Here is a 23,011-nt window from a genome sequence, read left to right as displayed (position 1 = left end):
ATGGCAATTAAAACTTACAAACCCTATACTCCAAGTAGAAGATATATCACGGGTTTAAGTTCTGAAGATATTACAGCTAAAGCTAGTGTGCGTTCCTTGCTTGTTAAACTTCCAGCACACGCAGGTCGCAACAGCTATGGAAGAATTACAAGTCGTCATAAAGAAGCGGGTGCTAAAAAACTTTATAGAATTATAGATTTTAAACGCCGTAAATTTGGCATAGAAGGCAAGGTTGAGGCAATTGAGTATGACCCATATAGAAATTGTAGAATTGCTTTGATTGCTTATAAAGATGGGGAAAAAAGATATATTCTTCAACCACGCGGATTAAGCGTTGGCGATGTGGTGGCAGCTGCTGAAAGCGGACTTGATATAAAACCGGGTAATGCTATGAAGCTTAAAAACATTCCAGTAGGAACCATAGTTCATAATGTGGAGCTAAAGCCGGGCAAAGGCGGTCAAATGATTCGTTCCGCAGGAGCTTATGCACAGCTTATGGGTAAAGAAGAAAAATATGTTATCTTAAGACTTGCTAGTGGTGAAATGAGACAGGTTTTAGCTGAATGTATGGCAAGTATCGGCGAAGTGGGTAATGAAGAATGGGCTAATGTTACCATAGGTAAAGCAGGTAGAAACCGCCACAGAGGTATCCGCCCACAAACTCGTGGTTCGGCAATGAACCCAGTAGATCACCCGCACGGTGGGGGTGAAGGTAAGAAAAATTCAGGTCGTCATCCTGTAACTCCGTGGGGCAAACCAACTAAAGGTGCGAAAACGCGTCGCAAAAAGGCTAGCGATAAGCTAATAATTTCAAGAAGAAAAGGAAAGTAAGATGGCTAGATCACTAAAGAAAGGTCCTTTTGTTGATGATCATGTAATGAAAAAAGTCATCGCTGCTAAAAAGGCTAATGATAATAAACCTATTAAAACTTGGTCAAGAAGAAGCACAATTACTCCTGATATGATAGGACTTACATTTAATGTCCATAATGGCAAAAGCTTCATTCCAGTTTATGTAACTGAAAACCACATCGGCTACAAACTCGGTGAATTTGCTCCAACACGCACATTTAAAGGGCATAAAGGCTCTGTGCAAAAGAAAATTGGTAAGTAAGGGATAAGATATGAGTAAAGCATTAATCAAATTCATAAGATTGTCTCCAACTAAGGCAAGGTTGATTGCAAGAGAAGTTCAAGGCATGAATGCAGAACTTGCTATGGCGAGTTTGAAATTTATGCCAAATAAGGGTGCAAAATACATTGCAAATGCTATTTCAAGTGCTGTGGCAAATGGTGGTTTTGAAGCCAATGAAGTGATTGTAAAAAGTTGCCGTGTTGATGCGGGTGCTGTATTGAAAAGATTTAGACCAAGAGCTAGAGGAAGTGCAAGTCGTATTAGAAAACCCACTTCGCATATTTTAGTAGAAGTGGCAAGAGCCGAAGTTAAAGCCGAAGAGAAAAAAGCAGTGGCTAAAAACACAACTAAAAAAACAGTAAGCACTAAAAAAGCAACAGCGAAAAAGGAAAGCTAATGGGACAAAAAGTTAATCCAATTGGTCTAAGACTAGGAATCAATAGAAACTGGGAATCAAGATGGTTTCCAACTAAAGCGAATTTAGTAGAAAATATCGGTGAAGATTATAAAATCAGAGCTTTCTTGAAAAGAAAACTTTATTATGCAGGAATCAGCCAAATTTTAGTTGAAAGAACAGCTAAGAAATTACGCGTTACTGTTGTGGCTGCAAGACCGGGCATTATCATCGGTAAAAAGGGAAGCGATGTTGATAATTTAAGAAAAGAATTGCAGGATTTAATCGCTAAGGATGTTAATATCAACATCAAAGAAGAAAGAAAGGCAGGAGCTTCAGCCCAACTTGCTGCTGAAAGTGTCGCAACACAGCTTGAAAAAAGAATTGCTTTTAGAAGAGCCATGAAAAAAGTGATTCAAGGCGCACAAAAGGCAGGAGCTAAGGGGATTAAGGTTTCAGTTTCTGGTCGTTTAGGTGGTGCTGAAATGGCAAGAACAGAATGGTATCTTGAAGGACGCGTTCCACTTCATACCCTAAGAGCAAAAATCGATTATGGCTTTGCAGAAGCAAGAACTACTTATGGAAACATAGGGGTTAAAGTATGGATTTTTAAAGGTGAAGTATTGCATAAGGGTATGCAAAGTGAAAAAACTGAAGAAAATGCTCCAGCTAAAAAACCAAGACGCACAAGAAGGAGTAAATAATCATGTTAATGCCAAAAAGAACTAAATATCGTAAAATGATGAAAGGGCGTAACAGGGGTTATGCCAATCGCGGAACAGAATTTACCTTTGGTGAATTTGCCCTAAAAGCGACTGAAGCAGGACGCATTAACTCACGCCAAATTGAAGCAGCGCGTATTGCCTTGACTCGTTTTGTTAAAAGACAAGGAAAAACTTGGATTAGAGTTTTCCCAGATAAGCCTTTGACAAAAAAACCTTTAGAAACGCGTATGGGTAAAGGTAAAGGTGGCGTTGAAGAATGGGTAATGAATATAAAGCCGGGTCGTATTATTTATGAAATGGCAGGAGTAAGTGAAGAAATGGCAAGACAAGCTCTAACTCTAGCTATGCATAAATTGCCATTTAAAACTAAGTTTGTTACAAGAGAGAGCCAAAATGAAATATACTGAGATTAAAGATAAAACAGCAGCTGAGCTTGCAACAATGCTAAAAGAAAAAAAGGTGCTTTTATTCACTTTAAAACAAAAGCTAAAAACAATGCAACTGACTAATCCTAAAGAGCTTAGTCAAGTAAAAAAAGACATTGCTAGAATAAATACAGCAATTAACGCTTTAAGACAAGGATAGATTATGGCATTTAAAAGAGAAATTCAAGGCGTTGTTGTTAAAATCGCTGGTGAAAAAACCGCAAGTGTTTTGGTTGAAAGAAAAGTGGTTCATCCAAGATACAGAAAAATTGTTAAACGCTTTAAAAAATATTTGATTCACGATGAGAGAAATGAAGTCAAAGTGGGTGATGTAGTCGTTGCGATAGAATGCAGACCGCTTTCAAAAAGAAAAGCCTTTCGCTTAAAATCTGTATTAGCCACAGGAGTTGAGTAATGATTCAAAGTTTTACTAGACTTGCAGTTGCTGATAATAGCGGTGCAAAGGAATTAATGTGTATTAAAGTTTTAGGTGGTAGTAAAAGAAGATATGCCACCGTAGGTGATGTAATCGTTGCATCGGTTAAAAAAGCTTTACCTAATGGAAAAGTTAAAAAGGGTCAAGTGGTAAAGGCAGTTATCGTTAGAACTAAAAAAGAAATTCATAGAGATAATGGTTCTTTGATTCGTTTTGATGAAAATGCTGCGGTTATACTTGATAATAAAAGAGAGCCTATTGGAACGCGTATTTTTGGACCCGTAGGTAGAGAAGTTAGATATGGTGGCTTTATGAAAATCGTTTCACTAGCACCGGAGGTATTATAATGGCGGTTAAATTAAAAATCAAAAAAGGTGATAGCGTTAAGGTTATCACAGGTGATGATAAGGGTAAAACAGGTAAAGTTTTAGCTGTATATCCAAAGACTCTTAAAGTGGTAGTTGAAGGATGTAAGCTTGCTAAAAAAGCTATTAAGCCTAGCGAGAAAAACCCAAATGGTGGTTTCATCAATAAAGAAATGCCAATGGATATTTCCAATGTGGCAAAAGTTCAGGAGTAAGCGATGATGAGATTAAAAGAAAAATATAATCAAAGCATTAAACCTGCTTTGGTTAAAGAATTTGATATTAAAAATCCTATGCTTATTCCTGCGATAGAAAAAGTAGTTATCAGTGTGGGTGCGGGTGAGTTAGCAAAAGACCAAAAAGTATTGCAAAATGTAGCCGATACGATTTCTTTGATTGCAGGTCAAAAAGCTGTTATCACTAAGGCAAAAAAATCAGTTGCAGGATTTAAAGTGCGTGAAGGTTTCCCTGTGGGTGTGATGGTAACTTTAAGAAAAAACAATATGTATGCTTTTTTGGATAAATTAATTTCTATTGCTTTGCCAAGGGTAAAAGATTTTAGAGGTTTAAATAGAGATGGTTTTGATGGACGCGGAAATTATAATTTCGGTCTTGATGAACAGCTAATGTTCCCAGAAGTTGAGTATGATAAAATTTTAAGAACTCACGGGATGAATATTAGCATAGTTACAACAGCACAAAATGATAAAGAGGCACAAAAGCTCTTAGAGCTTATCGGTGTGCCATTTGCAAAAGGAAAGTAAGATGGCTAAAAAATCAATGATTGCAAAAGCGGCACGCAAGCCTAAATTTAAAGTTAGAGGCTATACAAGATGTCAAATTTGCGGGCGTCCGCATTCGGTTTATAGAGATTTTGGAATTTGTAGGGTTTGCTTAAGAAAAATGGGCAATGAAGGTCTCATTCCGGGTCTTAAAAAAGCAAGTTGGTAAGGATAGATTATGATAAATGATATTATTTCAGATTCGCTCACTCGTATTAGAAATGCAGGAATGAGAAAGCTTGAAACAACTAAGCTTTTACATTCTAAAGTTGTAGAAGCTTTGGTGGGAATTTTTCAAGCTAAGGGTTATATCGAAAGCTTTAATGTCATCGAAGAAGATAAAAAGAAATTTATCAATGTGGTTTTAAAATACGATGAAAAAGGCAAGAGCGTTATCAATGAGCTTAAAAGAATTTCTAAGCCGGGTCGCCGTGTTTATAAAGGCAAGGATGAAATCAAGCGTTTTAAAAATGGTTATGGTACTATCGTAGTTAGCACAAGTCATGGCGTTTTAGCAAATGATGAAGCTTATAAAGCAGGTGTTGGCGGCGAAATTTTATGCACCATTTGGTAAAAATCTGCTTTTTATGGCATTGGGTATCCATTCTTTTAAAAAAGTAGAAATATCCTAGACAAATAAAAAGGAAAAATATGTCTCGTATAGGTAAGCAACCAATCGCTATTCCATCAGGAGTAGAAGTAAAATTAGAAGGGAATTTGCTTCAATTTAAAAAAGGAAATTTAGCAAAGAAACTTGATACAAAAGCAAATGTAAATGTTGAGATTAAAGACAATCACATTCTTTTTTCTCCAAAGGGTGAAGATAGACAAAGCAGGGCTTATTGGGGAACTTATAGGGCTTTAGCTTATAATATTGTCGTGGGTTTAACTCAGGGCTTTTCAAAAACTCTTGAAATTAACGGAGTGGGTTATAAAGCGGCTTTAAAAGGCAAAGTTTTAGAATTAAGTCTTGGTTTTTCACATCCTATTAACTATGATATTCCAGAAGGAATTGAAATAGTCGTAGATAAAAACACCATTGCTGTTAAAGGAAGCGATAAGCAAGTTGTAGGTCAAGTTGCTGCTCAAATTCGTGAATTTAGACCACCAGAACCCTATAAAGGAAAAGGCGTTAAATATATCGATGAACGCATTATCCGTAAAGCGGGTAAGACATCTAAGAAGTAAGGGTAGAATATGAGAGCAAATGTATTAAAAAGAAAACTAAGTCTAAGAATTAAAAGAAAAAAAAGAATTAGAGCGAAAATTTCAGGTTGTGAAAATTTTCCAAGAATTTCTGTATTTAAATCGAACAGAACTCTATATATCCAAGCAATCGATGATGTCAAAGCTGCAACTTTAGCGGCTATTGATGGACGCAAACTTGGCGTTAAAGCCAATAAAGAAGGTGCTAAAAAAATCGCTACTGAATTTGCTAAGACTTTAAAAAGCAAAAAGATAGAACAAGCTGTTTTTGATAGAAATGGTTATGTATATCACGGCGTTATTGCAGCATTAGCTGAATCTTTAAGAGAAAATGGCATTAGGCTATAAGGGGTAAATCGATGGAAAAATACAATAGAGAAGAATTTGAAGAAGTAATCGTTGATATTGGCAGAGTAACTAAGGTTGTTAAGGGTGGTAGAAGATTTAGATTTACTGCTTTAGTTATTGTTGGAAACCGCAAGGGTTTAGTAGGTGTGGGTTATGGCAAGGCTAAAGAGGTTCCAGATGCCATTCGCAAGGCTGTTGATGATGCGTTTAAAAATATCGTTGAAGTTAAAACTAAAGGTTCGACTATCGCTCACGATGTAGAAGTGAAATACAATGCAAGTAGAATTTTACTCAAACCTGCTAGTGAAGGAACGGGAGTTATCGCTGGGGGTTCTACGCGTCCTATCGTAGAGCTTGCAGGTATTAAAGATATTTTAACCAAGTCTTTAGGCTCAAACAACTCAGCTAATGTGGTTCGTGCTACAATCAAAGCTTTAACAATGCTAAAAGGATAAAAGATGAATTTAACAAAAGCAGCGGGTTCAACAAGAAAAATCAAAAGAATAGGTCGTGGTCAAGGTAGCGGTATGGGTAAAACTGCCACTAAAGGTGGCAAGGGTCAAACTGCTAGAAAGGGCTATAACGAAAAAAGAGGTTTTGAAGGGGGTCAGCAACCGCTTCAAAGAAGATTGCCAAAAGTTGGCTTTAGCTCTAAGGTTCAAAAGCCTTATGTGATTAATGTTGAAAAAATTACAGCCCTAAAAGAGCTTGGTGAAATTACACTTCAAAGCATTAAAAGTGTCCATAAAATTTCAAAAGCTGTGAATAAAATCAAATTAATCGGTGTGAGTGCAAAAGATTTGGCATCAAAAATTAAAGACGAGAATATCAGCGTCAGCGGAACAAAATAATGAATAGAGCATTGACGAATAAGATTTTAATCACCTTAGCCTTCTTGTTTGCTTATAGGGTTCTAGCCTATGTGCCAGTTCCCGGCGTCAATGCTGATGTGATTGCAGAATTTTTTAATACAAATCAAAACAATGCTTTGGGTTTATTTAATGTTTTTAGTGGTGGAGCAGCTGAGCGTTTTTCTATCATTTCTTTGGGTATTATGCCTTATATTACCGCTTCTATTATTATGGAGCTTCTTGCAGCTACTTTTCCTAACATAGGCAAGATGAAAAAAGAACGCGATAGTATGCAAAAATATATGCAAATTATCCGTTATGCGACCATAGTGATTACTCTAGTGCAAAGCATAGGGGTTGCCATAGGTTTGCAAAGTTTGCACGGACGCGGTGGAGCAAGTGCTATAATGATAGAAGATTTAAATATGTTTATCGCACTTTGTGCCATTTCTATGCTTGCAGGAACTATGCTTTTAATGTGGCTTGGGGAGCAAATCACTCAAAGAGGTATTGGAAATGGTATATCTTTAATCATTTTTGCGGGTATTGTTTCAGGTATTCCAAGAGCGATTTCAGGAACTGTGGGGCAAATTAACTCAGGCGAGATGAATTTCTTAACCGCTTTTGCAATTTTTGCTTTGATTTTAATTACTATAGGCGTGATTATCTATGTAGAACTTGGAGAGAGAAGAATTCCTATTTCTTATTCTCGCAAGGTTGTCATGCAAAATCAAAACAAACGCATTATGAATTATATTCCTATTAAATTAAATCTTAGCGGAGTTATTCCTCCTATTTTTGCTAGTGCGATTTTGATGTTTCCTACAACCATTTTGCAAACAAGCACAAACCCTTATTTGCAAGCTATTAATGACTTTTTAAATCCAAATGGTTATTTGTTTCATGTTTTAACTTTCTTGTTTGTCATTTTCTTTGCTTATTTTTATGCTTCTATTGTGTTTAATGCTAAAGATATAGCAGAAAATTTGAAAAAACAAGGCGGTTTTATACCCGGAATTCGCCCCGGTGAAGGCACTGCAAATTATCTTAACGAAGTGGCTTCTCGTTTAACTTTATCAGGTTCTATTTATTTAGGACTTGTTGCGACCTTACCTTGGGTTTTAGTGAAATTTATGGGTGTGCCTTTTCATTTTGGTGGCACTTCTGTGCTTATTGTAGTTCAAGTTGCTCTTGATACTATGAGAAAAATTGAAGCTCAAATTTATATGAGCAAATACCAAACCCTAAGTGCAGTGGGTCTGTAAAAGCCTTTGTAAAAATTTAAAAAAACAAGGGCTTATAAAAAAGTCTTGCAAAGCTTTGCAAAAAATTTCATAAACTCAAAAAAGCTAAAATTTTCTAGCAAGAGCTTTCTTGCTAGAGTGTGTAAATAAGCTACAAAATTTAAATTAGTTTTCAAAATATTTCCAAAAAATTTACAAAAGTGTCAAAAATATGCCATACTAAGCTCAAACTTCTAAGGAGAGCTTATGCAAAAAGCCAAAACGAATGCTTTAAGAAAAAATTTCTTCACCCTAATCCTACTTTCTTTTTGCGGTTCTATTATTTATGGTCTGCCTTATTTTAGAAAGTATTATTATGATGATTATATGGCTTTGTATCATTTGGATAATTTTCAAATGGGACTTTTGGGTTCTGCCTATGGGCTTTTAGGGCTTTTTTCTTATGCTTTGGGCGGACTTTTAGCGGATAAATTTGCCCCTAAAAAGCTTCTTATCTTTTCTCTTGTGGCTACGGGCTTAGGGGGTCTTTTGCACTTATATTTTACTTCTTTAAATGCTTTGTTAATCATTTATGGAATTTGGGGTATTACTTCTTTACTGACCTTTTGGCCCTCTTTGATGAAAATCATCCGCACCCTAGCCACTGATACAGAGCAAGCTAGAGCTTATGGGCTTTTTGAAGGCGGTAGGGGTGTGGTCAGTGCCTTGCATTTAGCCATAGCTACGGCGATTTTTGGTTATTTTCAAACCCAAGCCTTAGCGGGTAAGGGCATAGAAATGGTCATAGTTTTTTACTCTTTAGCCCCTATTTTATCAGCCTTTTTACTCTTTTTCTTGCTAGAGGATAAAAGGGGTGAGCAAAGTGAGAAATTGAGTATGAAGGATTTTTTAGTCCTTGTGAAAATGCCTGCTCTTTGGCTTGTTGTTTGCATTACCTTTTGCACTTATTTTTTTAATATGAGTTTTTATTATTTTACCCCCTATGCTAGCAATATCATCGGCACTTCAGCCGTTTTTGCGGCTATTTTAACCGTTTTAGCCCAATACATACGCCCTATTTCTTCGACTGCTGGAGGTTTTTTAGCCGATGGTTTTGGCAAGGCTAGAATAATGCTTTATGGTTTTGTCGCTATGGGTGTGGGTGTAGTGTTTATTATGCTAAGTGCGAATTTATCAGGCTTTTGGCAATTAGCCCTTTTAAGCAGTGCTTGTGTGGTGGTTTATGTGGCGATGTATTCGAATTTTGGTATTTATTATTCTTTGCTAAGTGAGGGCGGGGTGCCTTTGCATTTAGCGGGTATGGCAATAGGTATAGTTTCTACCTTTGGCTATTTGCCTGAGATTTTTGCTCCGCTTCTAGCAGGAGTTTTGCTTGATAATTATGAAGGAGTGAAAGGCTATCAAATTTATTTTAGCGTAATGATAATTATGGCGATTTTAGGGGCAATTTTTTGCCTGATTTGGATGAAAAAATTTACAAGGATTAAAGAATGAAAAAGATAATTAAAGATTTTAAATTTAAGGTAAGGGTTATAGAAAATGAGTGGATAAGCCTTAGCGATGGGACAAGATTAAGTGCTAGGATTTGGTTGCCTAAGAGTGAAGAGAAGCTTCCTGCTATTTTAGAATACATTCCTTACCGAAAAAATGATGGCACAAGGACAAGAGATGAGCCTATGCACGGCTTTTTTGCAGGCAATGGCTATGTTGTGGTGCGTGTGGATATGAGAGGTAGCGGAGAGAGCGATGGTTTGTTAAAAGATGAGTATTTAAAGCAAGAACAAGATGACGCCCTAGAGGTCATAGAATGGATAGCCACGCAAAAATGGTGCAATGGCAGGGTGGGTATGATGGGTAAATCTTGGGGTGGCTTTAATTCCTTGCAAGTTGCCGCAAGAAGACCTAAGCATTTAAAAGCCATCATTGTGGTGGGTTTTACAGATGATAGATTTAATGAGGATATTCATTATAAGGGCGGGTGTTTGTTAAATGATAATTTTTGGTGGGGCAATATTATGTTAGCTTATCAGTCGCGTTTTGTTGATAGTAAGATTGACCCCAAAGGAAGGCAAAAATGGCTTAGAAGACTTGAGAATATGCCCCTTTTTCCTGCTCTTTGGCTTGAGCATCCTTTAAAAGACAGCTATTGGAGACACGGCTCTGTGGGCGAAAATTATGAGGATATTGAGGTGCCTGTTTTTGCTTTAGATGGTTGGGCGGATTCTTATACTAATCCCGTTTTTACGCTAATGCAGGGTCTAAAAGTGCCAAGAAAGGCTATCATAGGACCTTGGGCGCATCTTTATCCTCATGATGGCTTTCCAGAACCTGCTATGAATTTCTTAGGCGAAGCTTTAAAATGGTGGGATAAGTGGCTAAAAGATGAGGATAATGATGTGCTTAAATGCCCTATGATACAAGCTTATATAGAAGAAGGACAAAAACCTAGTTCTAAAATCTCTGAAGTAAAGGGTCGTTTTGTGGCTTTAGAGGGCTATCCTAGTAAGGATATTGGCTATACTTCGTATTTTTTACAGCCTTATAAATTAGGTTCTGTTAGGGCTAAGGATTTTATCAAAATCAGCACCTTGCAAAATCACGGACTCTTAGCAGGAGAGTGGATGGGAGCGGGTGTGCTAGGAGAAAGTCCGAGCGACCAAAGGCTTGATGATGGTTTGGCTGTGGTGTTTGAAAGTGAAATTTTAAGCGAAAATGTAGATATTTTAGGCTATCCCTTGCTTAAAATAAGACTGAGTAGCGATAAGCCTAAGGCTATGCTTTTTGCACAGCTAAGTGAGCTAAGAGATGATGGTTTTGTCCAAAGGGTAAGCTATGGGGTTTTAAATTTAGCCTTAAATGAAGATAGGAGTGAATTTAAGCCCTTGAAAAAAGATGAATTCATACAAAGAGAGCTTAGGCTTGATTGTTTAGGACACCGCTTTGCTAAAGGTTCTAGGATAAGGCTTTCTTTAGCCACTACTTTTTGGCCTATGTTTTGGCCTATGCCTGAAAATGCTATTTTAACTTTAGATTTAAGCCAGTGTGAATTTGCCTTGCCTATTTTTAACGGAAAGGATAGTGATGGCATTGATTTAAACCCACAAAGTGCGGCTTTAACTCCGCTTACTTTGCTTAAGCAAGGCAGGGTAGATAGGAGTATAAGCTATGATATTTTAAGCGATACTTGGACTTGTATCACTGATGGGGTAGGTGGGGTATTTGGCGAGGGAATTTATCGCTTTGATGAGATTGATGTGCTAGTGGAGCATAATCTTAAAAGAGAATTAAGCTTGCAAAATGAAAATCCACTCAGTGCCAAATACACCATAACCCAAAAGATGAAAATAGGACGCGAAGCTGAGATGATGGAGGCTGATATAGTGCTTACTCAAACAAGCGATAAGGAGTATTTTTATATAGAAGGAGAACTTCTTGTTAAGGAAAATGATACGCTTGTTTTTTCTAAGCAGTATAAGCACAAAAGCAAAAGAGTAAGTTTATAAAAGGTGGCTTTAAGCTTGATAAAAGAGCTTTGTCCGCTTTTCATTGTCAAGCTCTTTTTGAAATTTATCCTATGCTTTTTGCAGTGATTTTTGTATAAAAAATAAAATTTTATAGCGAAATTTCAAATATTTTTAGCTAAAATCAGCTTTTTATTTAACAAGGGTTGTAAAATGAAGAAAAATTTAATCATAGTAGAATCTCCAGCTAAAGCAAGAACCATAGCTAATTTTTTGGGTAAAAATTATGAAGTTATCGCTTCAAAGGGGCATATTAGGGATTTGCCAAAGTCAAGTTTTGGGATTAAGATAGAAGAGGATGCTTTCGTGCCTGAATATCGCATTTCAAACGACCATTCCGCCCTTGTTAAGGAATTAAAGGCTAAGGCTAAGGAAGCGAGTGTAATTTATCTTGCAACCGATGAGGATAGGGAAGGCGAAGCCATAGCTTATCATATAGCCAAAGCCATAGGCAAGGATGAAAATGCTTTGCCTCGTATAGTTTTTCACGAAATTACCAAAAGTGCCATTGAAAACGCTTTAAAAAATCCAAGAAAGCTTAATATGCACTCGGTTAATGCCCAGCAAACTAGACGCTTATTAGACCGCATAGTAGGATACAAACTCAGCCCCTTGTTAGGACAAAAAATTCAAAGAGGGCTAAGTGCTGGACGGGTTCAAAGTGCGGCTTTGAAAATCATAGTGGATAGGGAAAAAGAAATTCGTGCCTTTGTGCCGCTAGAATACTTTAGCATAGATATGATTTTTCAAAAAGATTTGGATGCAGAGCTTGTTGAATTTGATAAAGCCAAGATAGAAAAACTCACTATTACAAATAAAGACCGCGCTAAATTTATACTAGAAGCTTGTAAAAATGAAGCTTATAGTATAGCCGACATTGAAAGTAAAGAAAGAAAAATCGCCCCGCCTCCTCCTTTTATGACTTCAACCTTACAACAAAGTGCTAACAACAGACTTGGCTTTAATCCTAAAAAAACTATGATGATAGCCCAAAAACTCTATGAAGGGGTAAATACCCACGAAGGTGTGATGGGAGTGATTACTTATATGAGAACAGATAGCTTAAATTTAGCCAAAGAAGCTGTGCAAAGTGCCAGAGCCTTCATAGAAGAAAAATTTGGCAAAGCCTATTTGCCTACTAAGGCTAATGTCTATACTACAAAGACTAAAGGCGCTCAAGAAGCCCACGAAGCTATACGCCCTACAAATTTAAGCTTCACTCCAGAACTTGCAGCTAAATTTTTAGATAAAGATGAGTTAAAACTCTATGCTCTTATTTATAATCGTTTTTTAGCCTGTCAAATGAATCCTGCTATTTCTCAAGCTCAAAGCGTTTTTGTAAAAAATGATAGAGCCGTGTTTAAGATAAGCGGTAGAAAAATCCTTTTTGATGGGTATTATAAAGTTTATGGCGATAAGGATAAGGATAAAATTTTACCCAATCTCAAAATAAGCCAAAAGCTAAAAGTGCAGAGCTTAGAAATGAATTCGCATTTTACTGAGCCGCCTTCAAGGTATTCTGAAGCCGGACTTGTTAAAAAGCTTGAGAGTTTGGGTATAGGTCGCCCTTCTACTTATGCACCGACTATTTCTATACTTACAAGCCGTGATTATGTAAAAATAGACAAAAAACAACTCATTCCTAGTGAAATTGCCTTTAGTGTAACTGAAGTGCTTGAGAAAAATTTTAGCGATATAGTTGATAGCAAATTCACTTCAAATCTTGAAAATACCTTAGATGAAATCGCTGAAGATAAGGCAAATTGGCAAGAAACTTTAAAAGAATTTTATTATCCTTTTATGAGAAAAATTGAAGAGGGAAAAACTAAAATTGCTAGTCAAAAAACCTTCACCAAAATAGACGAAAGCTGCCCTCAGTGTGGAGGAGAACTTGCCATACGCAAGGGCAGATACGGGGAATTTATTGCTTGTTTGGCTTTTCCAAAATGCAAATACTCAAGAAATTTAAAAAATGAAAACAAAAACGAAGCCGAAAATACAGCCCTAAAAACCAAAGCAAAGGGTATAGGTATGACTTGTCCTAGTTGTCAAAAGGGTGAAATCGTAGAACGCTTTTCAAAAAGGGGTAAATTTTATGGTTGTAGTGCCTATCCAAAGTGTAATTTTATAAGCAAATACAAACCCAGTGAAGAAAAATGCGAAGAATGTGGCGAAAATTTAGTCATAAAAGAACTTAAAAAAGGCACTTTTTTAGAGTGCTTAAAATGTAAAATCAAAAAAGAAATGAAGGATTAAAATGCAAATAATGCTTTGTGCCATTTCAAATATAGCCAGTGGAAATTGCTCTGAAGACTGCAAATACTGCACTCAAAGCGCTCATGTAAAAACAGATATTCAAAAATACCGCCGTAAGGAAATTTCACAAATCGTTTTAGAAGCAAAAATGGCAAAAAAAAATGAAGCTTTGGGCTTTTGTTTGGTTACTGCAGGGTTAGGACTGGATGATGAAAAGCTCGAGTATGTCTGCAAGGCAGCTTATGCCGTGCAAAAAGAAGAGCCTAATTTGCTTTTAATAGCTTGTAATGGTATGGCAAGTGTGGAGCAGCTTAAAGAGCTTAAAAAAGCGGGGATTTTTTCTTATAATCACAATCTTGAAGCTTCTAGGGAATTTTTCCCTCAAATTTGCACTACGCATACTTGGGAAAGTAGGTTTCAAACCAATTTAAATGCGAAAGAAGCAGGACTTATGCTTTGTTGTGGGGGGATTTATGGTATGGGTGAGAGTGAAGAAGATAGGATAAGTCTTAGAAAGTCTTTGCAGGAATTAGAGCCTTTTTCAAGCCCTATTAATTTTTTTATTGCTAATGAGAATTTAACTTTGAAAGCATCGATGCTTAGTGTGGATGAGGCTTTAGGCATTATTAAAGAGAGTAAAAAAGCCCTGCCAAATTCCGTGATAATGGTCGCAGGGGGGCGTGAAGTGGTGCTAAAAGAAAGGCAGTATGAGATTTTTGAAGCAGGAGCGGGGGCTGTTGTGGTGGGCGATTATTTAACCACTAAGGGCGAAGAGCCAAGCCGTGATATAGCCAAGCTTAGAGAAATGGGATTTACTTTTGCATCACAATGTCATTGATACTCAAGGACTAATAGACTTAAAAATTCTCATAGTCATAGCCTTGTGTTTGCTTTTTTCTCCACATCTTGCAAGAATTTTTCGTTTGCCTCTTTCGGCTACTGAAATCATCTTAGGAGCCATAATAGCCTTCTTTGGCTTCATAGGACAGAGTGAAAATTTTGCACTTTTGGCAAATGTAGGTTTTTATTATCTTATGTTTATAGCGGGTATGGAAGTGAATTTAAGAGCTTTTTTTAATATGGATAAAGAAATTGCCAAAAAAAGCTTTTTTTATATTTTTTTACTTTATGCCTTTTCTTCTTTTATAGTATGGGTTTTTGGGCTTTCTTTGGTCTTTGTTATCATTATACCTGTGATGAGTGTAGGACTTTTGTCTTTGCTTTTTAAGGATTTTGGAAAAGAGTGTTACTGGTTAAATATAGCTATGATAGTAGCCACTTTAGCTGAGGTAATTTCTATTGTTCTTTTAACCATAGCAGGAGCTTTTTTACGCGAAGAGACGAGTATCATTGATGTTGCACAAAGTATAATCTATCTTAATATCTTTTTAGCACTTTGTTTGCTAGGTTTTAAGCTTTTGGGTGTGCTTTTTTGGTGGTATCCTCAGCTTAAAGTGGTGTTAATGCCTTGGGAAGATAAAAATGAGAAAGATATAAGATTTTGTATGGCTATTTTTATTCTCATCATAGTCGCTATGATAATCACTAAGCTTGAAATTGTGCTAGGTTCTTTCATAGCGGGTTCTTTTATAGCGACTTTTTTTGACCATAAAAAAGATCTTGAACATAAACTTTCTACTTTTGGACACGGCTTTTTAATCCCTATTTTCTTTATCCATATAGGCTCAACCTTTGATCTTAAAATGATTTTAGATTATAAAATTGTTTTACAAGCATTTTTGCTTATGTTTGTGATGATAGCTTTGAGAATTTTATGTGCAAGTGTTTTCTTGAAAAAAATTGGTTTTAAAAATATGGTCTTATTTGGACTTAGCCATTCTATGCCTTTAACCTTACTCATCGCAACGGCTACGCTAGGGTATTCTGGCAAGGTGATTGATGAGAAGCTTTACTCAGCACTTATTTTAACGGCTTTATTTGAAGCTATTATTGTTATGAGTGCGATTAAATTTCTTTCTAATTCTAAAAAATAAAGTTACTTTTTTACCCAAAAAAGCCAATAAAATCTTAAAAATTCAATAATGAAAAAGTTTATTTTGTTAGAATTAATAAAAGTAAGAATAATAAGGAGTGAAAATGTCAAATTCTATTACCATAACAGATAATAGAAATGGAAAAAGCTATGAATTTTCCATATATGATGGCACGACTGGTCCAAGCGTTGTAGATATGTCAAGTTTTTATAAACAAACAGGAATGTTTTCTTATGATGAGGGTTTGACTTCTACGGCTACTTGTAAGTCAAAAATCACTTATATCGATGGAGAAAATGGAATTTTATTGCACCGCGGTTATCCTATAGAGTGGCTTGCTGAAAATAAGCTTTATTTGGATGTGGTGCATCTTTTGCTTTATAAAGAACTTCCAGATGCTAAGCGTCTTGAAGCATTTCGTTATGAAATAAAAAAGCGTTCCTTTATTCACGAAGGTATGCATCGTCTTTTTGATGCCTTTCCTGATAATGCCCATCCTATGGCGGTTTTACAAGGTGCCGTTTCATCGCTAAGTGCTTTTTATCCAGACCATTTAAATATGAATGTCAAAGAAGAATATATGGAAATGGCAGCTAGAATAGTAGCTAAAATTCCTACCATAGTAGCCACCGCTTATAGATATAAGCACGGTTTTCCTATGGCTTATCCTAATTTAGACCGCGGTTTTACAGAGAATTTCTTATATATGCTTCGCACCTATCCTTATGACCATGTGGAGCTTAAACCCATAGAAGTAAAGGCACTTGACACGGTTTTTATGCTTCACGCTGACCATGAGCAAAATGCTTCAACTTCAACCGTGCGTGCTGTGGGTTCAACCCACGCACATCCTTATGCTTGTATTAGTGCTGGCATTGGTGCGCTTTGGGGACACGCACACGGGGGTGCGAATGAAGGTGTGATTAGAATGCTTGAGCATATAGGTAGCGTTGATAGAGTGGATGAATTTATTAAAAGAGCCAAAGATAAAAACGACCCCTTTAGATTAATGGGCTTTGGACATAGGGTTTATAAAAGCTTTGACCCTCGTGCGAAGGTGCTGAAAAAACTTCGCGACCAACTCATTGATGAATTGGGTATTGATACTAATTTAATCAAAGTAGCAACGCGTATAGAAGAGATTGCTTTAAGTGATGATTATTTTGTTCAAAGAGGATTGTATCCTAATGTGGATTTTCATAGCGGACTTATCCTAAAAGCCTTAGGCATTCCAAATGAAATGTTTGCTACGCTTTTTGTCATAGGTCGCACACCCGGATGGATAGCACAATGGATAGAGCAAAAAGAGCAAGATAGTCTTAAAATAGTGCGTCCAAGACAGCTTTATTTAGGGCAAACAAATAAAATTTAATTCAAATTTTGTGGAATTTTAATTTCCACAAAAAATTCTCTAATAGAAAGTTTTACTATGCTTGATTTAGATAAGTTCTTACAAATTGCAATCAATGCTTCTAACAAAGCTTGCAAAGCTATTTTGAAGGAGCGAGAAAATTTTAAAACTTGGGAAAAAGATGATAAAAGCCCTTTAACATCAGCAGACCTTGCTTCTAATCAAATTTTAAGTGATATTTTGGGTTCTACGGATATTAAAATTTTATCAGAAGAAAAATTACTTAATGAAGAAGAGTGCAAAGAGCTAAAAACTTTTTGGCTTATTGACCCTCTTGATGGCACAAGTGGATTTTTAAAAGGCAGTGATGAATTTTGTGTGATGATAAGTTTAGTTCATAATAACCGTCCTGTTTTATCCCTGATACAAAATCCATCTCAAGGCGATATTTTTTATGCCCATACAAAAACCAAAGTTTATAAAAATGACAAAATCTTACAAATTGACAAAGAAGAATACGAAAAAAATAAATACAAAGCCCTACTTAGCGTAAGCCATCTTAGCAAAGAAGATGAAAAATTTGCTAAAGAATATAAACTTGAGGCTGTAAATATAGGCTCTGGTCTTAAATTTTGTGCCATATTAGAAGCTAGGGCAGGGGTTTATAAAAGATTTGAGAAGCTTAATATCTGGGATATAGTCGCAGGCGATTTTCTCATTAATCAAAATGGGGGATTTATGGGGGATTTTTCTAAGAAGTATATTTTATATCACCCTTTAAATCATAGAGCCACACCTTTTATTTGCGTTTCTTCTAAGCATTTTTTAGACGATTTTTTATAAATTTACAAGGATTAAGATGCGATATTTTTTATTCTTAGCTTTATTTTTAAGCTCTATTTTGGCAAATGATTTTTCTCAAAAAAAGCTCATTAAAATGGATAAAAATACGGATAGTTTTGAGCTTATAGATTTAAATCAAAATGTTTCAAATTTAAATCAACAAGAAGCCTTGTTTGATAGTTCTACTTTGATTGAGAAAAAACCACAAATGAGTAGGGATAAGGATATTGATTTTGCCATAGTTTTAAGTTTTAGGGAAAATTTTGGCTATTTTTTGGAAGGGTTTAGGGTTAATGCTAAGGAATTTTCTACTTTATTTGCTAAGGGTTTGATTGGGGATTTGAAGCTTAATTGGGTAAATTCTACCGCCAATGCCATTTATCAAAGCCCTCAAACCTTATCCCGTTTTAGTCCTAAAGATGCAAGAATGATTAATGTAAGCCCTTTTTTAAAGCAAGAAAAGGATAAGGCTAAGGCTTATGCTAAATTTACTGATTGCGTTGTAATAATCAATTTGCAAGATTTTTATGTGAGTATCACAAATTACCTGATTACAAGCACGAAAGAGGCTGTGGCTAGCGTTAATTTTAAGATAATTTCCACAAGCAACGGACAAATTCTTGTAGCAAAAAACGCTAAACTTACCCTAGCCTTAAAGTCTCAAAATGCGAAACAAAATTACCAAGCTATTCAAGAACAAATGCCAAAAATGTTAGCAGGCGTTATAAACAATGAGCTAAGAAAATTAAAATTGAGTGCTAATTAAAAATCAAGTTAGCAAAAAGTTATTATGAAAATTTAGATAAAGTGATAACGCTAGATGATAAGCACTTCATTTTCTAAGCTTATGCCAAATTCTTCAAAGACCTTTTTTCTAGCCAGTTCTATAAGAAAAAACGCATCTTCAAAACTTGCGTTTTTTTTATTGATTAAAAAATTAGCGTGTTTATCACTTAGCATAGCGTCTCCTTTGCTAAAGCCTTTAAGTCCCACAGCTTCAATCAAACGCCCCGCAAAGTCCCCCTTTGGATTTTTAAAAATAGAGCCAAAGCTAGCCCCGCTGGGTTGATTGCTCCTTGCTTTTTTTAAAGCTTCATCCTTAAGCGTATCAAAACCAAATCCTAGTTTAAATTCAGCCCAGAAAAAAGGTGCATTTAAAGGACAAAAACGATAAGCAAAATTGATGTTTTCTCTTAAAATTTCGCCTTTTGAACTAAGGATTTTGACTAAATTTTGACTGATACATTCATTTTTAAGCCCCGCATTCATTTTCAAAAGTCCGCCTAGGGTGCCGGGAATTTTGCTAAGATACTCAAAACCATTAAGATTATTTTCCTTAGCAAAGCGATATATTTTATTTGACTTAGTTTTACAGCCTATGCGAAGATACATAAAATCTTTATTTTGCTCTAAAATTTGTATAAAATCAAAATTATCTCCTAAAATCCCTATATTTTTGGGCTTAGGACTGATTAAAAGGTTGTTTGCACCCCCTATTAAAAAGCCTTCAAAAGCTCCCACTTGTTCTAAAACTTGCACTTCAAATTCATCGCCTATACGCACAGAAGAGTATTTTTTAAAATCAATAATCATTTGATAAAGGTTGGAATTTGATTGATGATATTTTGAGTAAAATCTATCATAGTCGTAGTCATCCAAGGCATTAAGAAGATTAAAACAATCACTACTAAGATGATTTTAGGAACAAAAGAAAGAGTCATTTCGTTAATTTGCGTTGTGGCTTGGAAGATACTGATGATAAGCCCTGCAATAAGCCCTGCTAAGAGCATAGGTAAGGAAAGTAAAAGCGTGATTTTAAAGGTTTGAACTCCAAGTGCAACTAGGGTGCTTTCATCCATTTTTATCCTTTTTTAAGAATTTCTAAATTCTTCATATTCACTAGGAATAAGATAATCTTTTGCACTTAAGATTTTATCATAAAATTTATAATCATAGCCCAGTTTAAATAGCATATCCACCCCAAGCAATTGTGTTTGGTCTAAGTGAATGGAATTTTTATTTGCATATAAATTAAGATAAAGTTCAAGTTTTTCTTCATTTACGCGGATAAGTTTTCTTTCCATAAGCATAGGGGCTAAAATTTTGCGGTTTGCATCGGCGATTTTTACAGCCTTGGTTAAATCCTTTTCAATCTTAATTGCATCGCTTAAAGGCAAAGAACGGCGTAAAGCCATTCCTCCTAATGGCAGGGGTAATTTTTCTTTTGCGAGTTCTAGCCATATATCCCAAAGTTCAGCTTCTACGCAAAGATTATTATCAAATTCTAAAATGCTTTCGTGGATTAAAACCCCCGCATCTACTTCCCCACTTAAAACCGCCTTTTCAATATCTAAAAAATTCTTATAAACAATCCTAGCTTCAGGGTATTTCATACGAAAAATTAAAGCATTAGTGGTATTGGCTCCACTTAAAGCGACTTTGAAATTGCGTTTTAGCTGTGTGCCTTTTTTCTTGATGAGTTTGGGTCCATAACCCTCACCAAAACTTACTGCCGTGCGGACAAGAGCGTATTCTTTAGCTATAAGAGGATAAAGCCCAAAAGAAATAGCCGAGACATCAAATTCGTTTTTTAAAGCCAATTCATTTAAAGTTTGTATATCCAAAGCTGTATTTTCGTAAATAAAATCATTTCCTACCCACCCCAATTTAATCGCCATATACATAAAAATATCATCCGCATCAGGAGAATGCGCGATAGTAATTTTTTTCATCAACACTTCCTTTAAAACTTTGCCTTAATTCTAGCAAAAATAAACTCTTATTTAATTTTATTTTGTTAGAATTCTAACTAAAAATTTAGAATTTCTAAGGAAAGTTATGGATGATAATAAAAGAAAATCTCTAGACGCTGCTTTAAAAAGTTTAGATAAAACTTTTGGAAAAGGCACTATTTTAAGATTAGGGGATAAAGAAGTTGAGCAAATTGACAGCATAGGCACAGGTTCTGTGGGACTGGATTTAGCTCTGGGTATAGGGGGTATTCCAAAAGGAAGGATTATTGAAATTTACGGACCTGAAAGCTCAGGTAAAACCACTCTAACCCTACATATTATCGCTGAGTGCCAAAAATCAGGCGGTGTTTGTGCCTTTATCGATGCAGAACACGCTTTGGATGTAAAATACGCTAAAAATTTAGGTGTAAATACAGATGATTTGTATGTTTCTCAGCCTGATTTTGGCGAGCAGGCTTTAGAGATAGTTGAAACCATAGCTAGAAGTGGTGCGGTGGATTTGATTGTAGTAGATAGCGTAGCAGCCTTAACTCCAAAAGCTGAGATTGAAGGCGATATGGGGGACCAGCATGTAGGACTTCAAGCAAGATTAATGTCTCAAGCTTTAAGAAAGCTTACGGGTATAGTGCATAAAATGAACACCACGGTGATTTTTATCAATCAAATTCGTATGAAAATCGGTGCTATGGGCTATGGCACTCCTGAAACCACAACGGGCGGAAATGCTTTGAAATTTTATGCTTCTGTGCGTTTGGATGTGAGAAAAACCGCTACGCTAAAGCAAAATGACGAGCCTATTGGAAATCGTGTTAAGGTTAAGGTAGTTAAAAACAAGGTCGCTCCTCCTTTTAGGGTGGCTGAATTTGATGTGATGTTTGGAGAGGGTTTGAGCCGTGAAGGCGAGCTTATTGACTATGGGGTTAAGCTTGATATTATAGATAAGAGCGGGGCTTGGTTTTCCTATAAGGATAAAAAATTGGGACAAGGTAGAGAAAATTCAAAGGCTTTCCTAAAAGAAAACCCTGAGATTGCAGATGAAATCACGAAGGCGATTCAAAATTCTATGGGTATAGAAGGTATGATGGGTGGTAGTGAAGATGAAGAAGGAGAAGAATAATGCTAGTTATTGAAGAGCTTAGAGCTTATGAAGTGCTTGATAGTAGAGGAAATCCAACTATAAAAGCTGAGGTTACGCTAAGCGATGGAAGTGTGGGCGCAGCCATAGTTCCAAGCGGTGCAAGCACAGGCTCAAAAGAAGCTTTAGAATTGCGTGATAAGGATGAGAGATTTGGTGGAAAAGGTGTTTTAAAAGCTGTTGCAAATATCAATGAAAATATCGCAGATGAAATTTTAGGTCTTGATGCTTTTAATCAAACCGCACTTGATGATACTTTGCGTGAGCTTGATGGGACAAAGAACTATTCAAATTTAGGTGCAAATGCGACTTTGGGTGTATCTATGGCAACAGCTCGTGCGGCTGCTACTGCTTTGGGGATGCCTTTATACCGCTACTTAGGGGGTGCAAATGCAAGTATTTTGCCCGTGCCAATGTGTAATATCATAAATGGCGGTGCTCATGCTAATAATAATGTAGATTTTCAAGAATTTATGATAATGCCCTTTGGTTTTACAAGCTTTAAAGAAGCTTTGCGTTCGGTTTGTGAAATTTATGCGATGTTAAAAAAAGAACTCGCAAATTTAGGACATTCTACTGCTTTAGGCGATGAAGGTGGTTTTGCTCCAAATTTGGCTAATAATACAGAACCTATCGATATTTTAATGACTTGTATTAAAAAAGCAGGTTATGAAAATCGTATAAAAATAGCTCTTGATGTGGCTAGCACAGAATTTTTTAAAGAAGGTAAATACCATATGGAAGGCAAAGCTTTTTCAAGCCAAGATTTAATTGAACGCTATGAAGAGCTTTGTGCGAAATATCCTATTTGTAGTATAGAAGATGGTTTGGCTGAAAATGACTTTGAAGGCTGGATTAAACTTACAGAAAAATTAGGCAATAAAATTCAGCTTGTAGGCGATGATTTGTTTGTAACCAATGAAGAAATTTTAAGAGAGGGTATCGCTAAAAAAATGGCAAATGCTATTTTGATTAAGCCCAATCAAATCGGCACTATTACCCAAACTATGAGAGCTGTGCGTTTGGCACAAAGAAATAATTATAAATGCGTGATGAGTCATAGAAGTGGAGAGAGTGAAGATAGCTTTATAGCAGATTTTGCCGTAGCTTTAAATACGGGACAAATCAAAACAGGAGCGCCTGCTAGGGCTGATAGAACAGCTAAATATAACCGCTTACTTGAGATTGAGCTTGAAAGTGATGAATATTTAGGAGAGAAACTCTGAGCGATTTACTTAAAGAGTATG

At 36.1% G+C, this 23,011-nt stretch carries 30 protein-coding genes; 27 read left to right on the top strand and 3 right to left on the bottom strand.

Annotated features, from left to right (window positions below; all coding sequences use genetic code 11):
• The 25 genes from rplB (at nt 1) to ACLL8X_RS05070 (ending at nt 18,642) form a co-directional block, all read left to right on the top strand.
• Nucleotides 1-831: a 50S ribosomal protein L2 gene (rplB, locus tag ACLL8X_RS05190; RefSeq protein ID WP_411989865.1), complete on the top strand. Its 831-nt coding sequence runs from the start codon at nt 1-3 to the stop codon at nt 829-831.
• A 1-nt stretch (nt 832) separates the two neighbouring features.
• Nucleotides 833-1,114, top strand: coding sequence for a 30S ribosomal protein S19 (rpsS, locus tag ACLL8X_RS05185; RefSeq protein ID WP_070285769.1), 282 nt, complete (start codon nt 833-835; stop codon nt 1,112-1,114).
• A gap of 10 nt (nt 1,115-1,124) precedes the next feature.
• Nucleotides 1,125-1,532 carry a 50S ribosomal protein L22 gene (gene rplV / locus ACLL8X_RS05180; RefSeq protein WP_411989864.1) on the top strand — a complete coding sequence of 136 codons (408 nt, stop codon included), beginning with the start codon at nt 1,125-1,127 and terminating at the stop codon, nt 1,530-1,532.
• On the top strand, nt 1,532-2,233 hold the full coding sequence (rpsC, locus tag ACLL8X_RS05175) for a 30S ribosomal protein S3 (RefSeq protein ID WP_411989863.1): 702 nt from the start codon (nt 1,532-1,534) through the stop codon (nt 2,231-2,233). Before rplV ends, rpsC begins: the two co-directional genes overlap by 1 nt.
• A gap of 2 nt (nt 2,234-2,235) precedes the next feature.
• The gene (gene rplP, locus ACLL8X_RS05170) at nt 2,236-2,661 is read left to right on the top strand and encodes a 50S ribosomal protein L16 (RefSeq protein ID WP_411989862.1); all 426 of its coding nucleotides are present in this window, start codon (nt 2,236-2,238) and stop codon (nt 2,659-2,661) included.
• Nucleotides 2,648-2,839 carry a 50S ribosomal protein L29 gene (gene rpmC, locus ACLL8X_RS05165; protein WP_411989861.1) on the top strand — a complete coding sequence of 64 codons (192 nt, stop codon included), beginning with the start codon at nt 2,648-2,650 and terminating at the stop codon, nt 2,837-2,839. The genes rplP and rpmC overlap by 14 nt, the downstream gene beginning before the upstream one ends.
• Nucleotides 2,840-2,842: 3 nt before the next feature.
• The gene (gene rpsQ / locus ACLL8X_RS05160; RefSeq protein WP_411989860.1) at nt 2,843-3,094 is read left to right on the top strand and encodes a 30S ribosomal protein S17; all 252 of its coding nucleotides are present in this window, start codon (nt 2,843-2,845) and stop codon (nt 3,092-3,094) included.
• Nucleotides 3,094-3,462: a 50S ribosomal protein L14 gene (gene rplN, locus ACLL8X_RS05155; protein ID WP_002779438.1), complete on the top strand. Its 369-nt coding sequence runs from the start codon at nt 3,094-3,096 to the stop codon at nt 3,460-3,462. The genes rpsQ and rplN overlap by 1 nt, the downstream gene beginning before the upstream one ends.
• Nucleotides 3,462-3,695 carry a 50S ribosomal protein L24 gene (gene rplX / locus ACLL8X_RS05150; RefSeq protein WP_411989859.1) on the top strand — a complete coding sequence of 78 codons (234 nt, stop codon included), beginning with the start codon at nt 3,462-3,464 and terminating at the stop codon, nt 3,693-3,695. Before rplN ends, rplX begins: the two co-directional genes overlap by 1 nt.
• A 3-nt stretch (nt 3,696-3,698) precedes the next feature.
• The gene (rplE, locus tag ACLL8X_RS05145) at nt 3,699-4,244 is read left to right on the top strand and encodes a 50S ribosomal protein L5 (protein WP_411989858.1); all 546 of its coding nucleotides are present in this window, start codon (nt 3,699-3,701) and stop codon (nt 4,242-4,244) included.
• Between the two features lies 1 nt (nt 4,245).
• The gene (locus ACLL8X_RS05140; protein ID WP_002779433.1) at nt 4,246-4,431 is read left to right on the top strand and encodes a type Z 30S ribosomal protein S14; all 186 of its coding nucleotides are present in this window, start codon (nt 4,246-4,248) and stop codon (nt 4,429-4,431) included.
• A gap of 9 nt (nt 4,432-4,440) precedes the next feature.
• Nucleotides 4,441-4,836, top strand: coding sequence for a 30S ribosomal protein S8 (gene rpsH / locus ACLL8X_RS05135; RefSeq protein ID WP_002851353.1), 396 nt, complete (start codon nt 4,441-4,443; stop codon nt 4,834-4,836).
• A 77-nt stretch (nt 4,837-4,913) separates the two neighbouring features.
• On the top strand, nt 4,914-5,450 hold the full coding sequence (rplF, locus tag ACLL8X_RS05130) for a 50S ribosomal protein L6 (RefSeq protein ID WP_411989857.1): 537 nt from the start codon (nt 4,914-4,916) through the stop codon (nt 5,448-5,450).
• Between the two features lie 9 nt (nt 5,451-5,459).
• The gene (rplR, locus tag ACLL8X_RS05125) at nt 5,460-5,816 is read left to right on the top strand and encodes a 50S ribosomal protein L18 (protein WP_411989856.1); all 357 of its coding nucleotides are present in this window, start codon (nt 5,460-5,462) and stop codon (nt 5,814-5,816) included.
• A gap of 11 nt (nt 5,817-5,827) precedes the next feature.
• Entirely contained in the window at nt 5,828-6,271 is a 444-nt protein-coding gene (gene rpsE, locus ACLL8X_RS05120) for a 30S ribosomal protein S5 (protein ID WP_002779428.1), read from the top strand.
• Nucleotides 6,272-6,274: 3 nt separating this feature from the next.
• On the top strand, nt 6,275-6,667 hold the full coding sequence (rplO, locus tag ACLL8X_RS05115; RefSeq protein ID WP_411989855.1) for a 50S ribosomal protein L15: 393 nt from the start codon (nt 6,275-6,277) through the stop codon (nt 6,665-6,667).
• Complete coding sequence (secY, locus tag ACLL8X_RS05110; RefSeq protein ID WP_411989854.1) at nt 6,667-7,932, top strand: preprotein translocase subunit SecY; 1,266 nt, start codon at nt 6,667-6,669, stop codon at nt 7,930-7,932. Before rplO ends, secY begins: the two co-directional genes overlap by 1 nt.
• Nucleotides 7,933-8,157: 225 nt before the next feature.
• The gene (locus ACLL8X_RS05105; RefSeq protein ID WP_411989853.1) at nt 8,158-9,405 is read left to right on the top strand and encodes an MFS transporter; all 1,248 of its coding nucleotides are present in this window, start codon (nt 8,158-8,160) and stop codon (nt 9,403-9,405) included.
• Complete coding sequence (locus tag ACLL8X_RS05100; RefSeq protein ID WP_411989852.1) at nt 9,402-11,414, top strand: CocE/NonD family hydrolase; 2,013 nt, start codon at nt 9,402-9,404, stop codon at nt 11,412-11,414. Before ACLL8X_RS05105 ends, ACLL8X_RS05100 begins: the two co-directional genes overlap by 4 nt.
• A 171-nt stretch (nt 11,415-11,585) precedes the next feature.
• Nucleotides 11,586-13,688 carry a type I DNA topoisomerase gene (gene topA, locus ACLL8X_RS05095; protein ID WP_411989851.1) on the top strand — a complete coding sequence of 701 codons (2,103 nt, stop codon included), beginning with the start codon at nt 11,586-11,588 and terminating at the stop codon, nt 13,686-13,688.
• A 1-nt stretch (nt 13,689) separates the two neighbouring features.
• A complete protein-coding gene (locus ACLL8X_RS05090; RefSeq protein ID WP_411989850.1) occupies nt 13,690-14,526 on the top strand; it encodes a biotin synthase in 837 nt (278 codons plus the stop codon).
• Nucleotides 14,507-15,682: a cation:proton antiporter gene (locus ACLL8X_RS05085; RefSeq protein WP_411989849.1), complete on the top strand. Its 1,176-nt coding sequence runs from the start codon at nt 14,507-14,509 to the stop codon at nt 15,680-15,682. The genes ACLL8X_RS05090 and ACLL8X_RS05085 overlap by 20 nt, the downstream gene beginning before the upstream one ends.
• Before the next feature lie 103 nt (nt 15,683-15,785).
• Nucleotides 15,786-17,054 carry a citrate synthase gene (locus tag ACLL8X_RS05080; protein WP_411989848.1) on the top strand — a complete coding sequence of 423 codons (1,269 nt, stop codon included), beginning with the start codon at nt 15,786-15,788 and terminating at the stop codon, nt 17,052-17,054.
• 57 nt (nt 17,055-17,111) lie between these two features.
• On the top strand, nt 17,112-17,876 hold the full coding sequence (locus ACLL8X_RS05075; protein WP_411989847.1) for a 3'(2'),5'-bisphosphate nucleotidase CysQ: 765 nt from the start codon (nt 17,112-17,114) through the stop codon (nt 17,874-17,876).
• Nucleotides 17,877-17,886: 10 nt separating this feature from the next.
• The gene (locus ACLL8X_RS05070; protein WP_411989950.1) at nt 17,887-18,642 is read left to right on the top strand and encodes a hypothetical protein; all 756 of its coding nucleotides are present in this window, start codon (nt 17,887-17,889) and stop codon (nt 18,640-18,642) included.
• A gap of 50 nt (nt 18,643-18,692) precedes the next feature.
• On the opposite strand, the gene ACLL8X_RS05065 is transcribed toward ACLL8X_RS05070, so the two are convergent.
• From ACLL8X_RS05065 to ACLL8X_RS05055, 3 genes are read right to left on the bottom strand one after another with little or no spacing between them, the layout of a single operon-like run.
• Nucleotides 18,693-19,469: a UDP-N-acetylmuramate dehydrogenase gene (locus ACLL8X_RS05065; protein WP_411989846.1), complete on the bottom strand. Its 777-nt coding sequence runs from the start codon at nt 19,467-19,469 to the stop codon at nt 18,693-18,695.
• Nucleotides 19,466-19,735, bottom strand: a complete 270-nt coding sequence (gene fliQ / locus ACLL8X_RS05060) for a flagellar biosynthesis protein FliQ (RefSeq protein WP_411989845.1) — start codon at nt 19,733-19,735, stop codon at nt 19,466-19,468. The genes ACLL8X_RS05065 and fliQ overlap by 4 nt, the downstream gene beginning before the upstream one ends.
• A 12-nt stretch (nt 19,736-19,747) precedes the next feature.
• A complete protein-coding gene (locus tag ACLL8X_RS05055; protein ID WP_411989844.1) occupies nt 19,748-20,608 on the bottom strand; it encodes a menaquinone biosynthesis family protein in 861 nt (286 codons plus the stop codon).
• A gap of 106 nt (nt 20,609-20,714) precedes the next feature.
• On the opposite strand from ACLL8X_RS05055, the gene recA reads away from it, so the two are divergent.
• Both recA and eno read left to right on the top strand, forming a co-directional pair.
• Nucleotides 20,715-21,746, top strand: a complete 1,032-nt coding sequence (recA, locus tag ACLL8X_RS05050) for a recombinase RecA (protein ID WP_411989843.1) — start codon at nt 20,715-20,717, stop codon at nt 21,744-21,746.
• Entirely contained in the window at nt 21,746-22,990 is a 1,245-nt protein-coding gene (eno, locus tag ACLL8X_RS05045) for a phosphopyruvate hydratase (RefSeq protein ID WP_411989842.1), read from the top strand. The genes recA and eno overlap by 1 nt, the downstream gene beginning before the upstream one ends.
• Nucleotides 22,991-23,011 lie beyond the last annotated feature (21 nt).

This window comes from Campylobacter parajejuni (assembly GCF_046764905.1).
GTDB lineage: Bacteria > Campylobacterota > Campylobacteria > Campylobacterales > Campylobacteraceae > Campylobacter_D.
The sequence above is the reverse complement of the archived record's forward strand: the minus strand, read 5'-3'. Positions and strand labels throughout refer to the sequence as shown.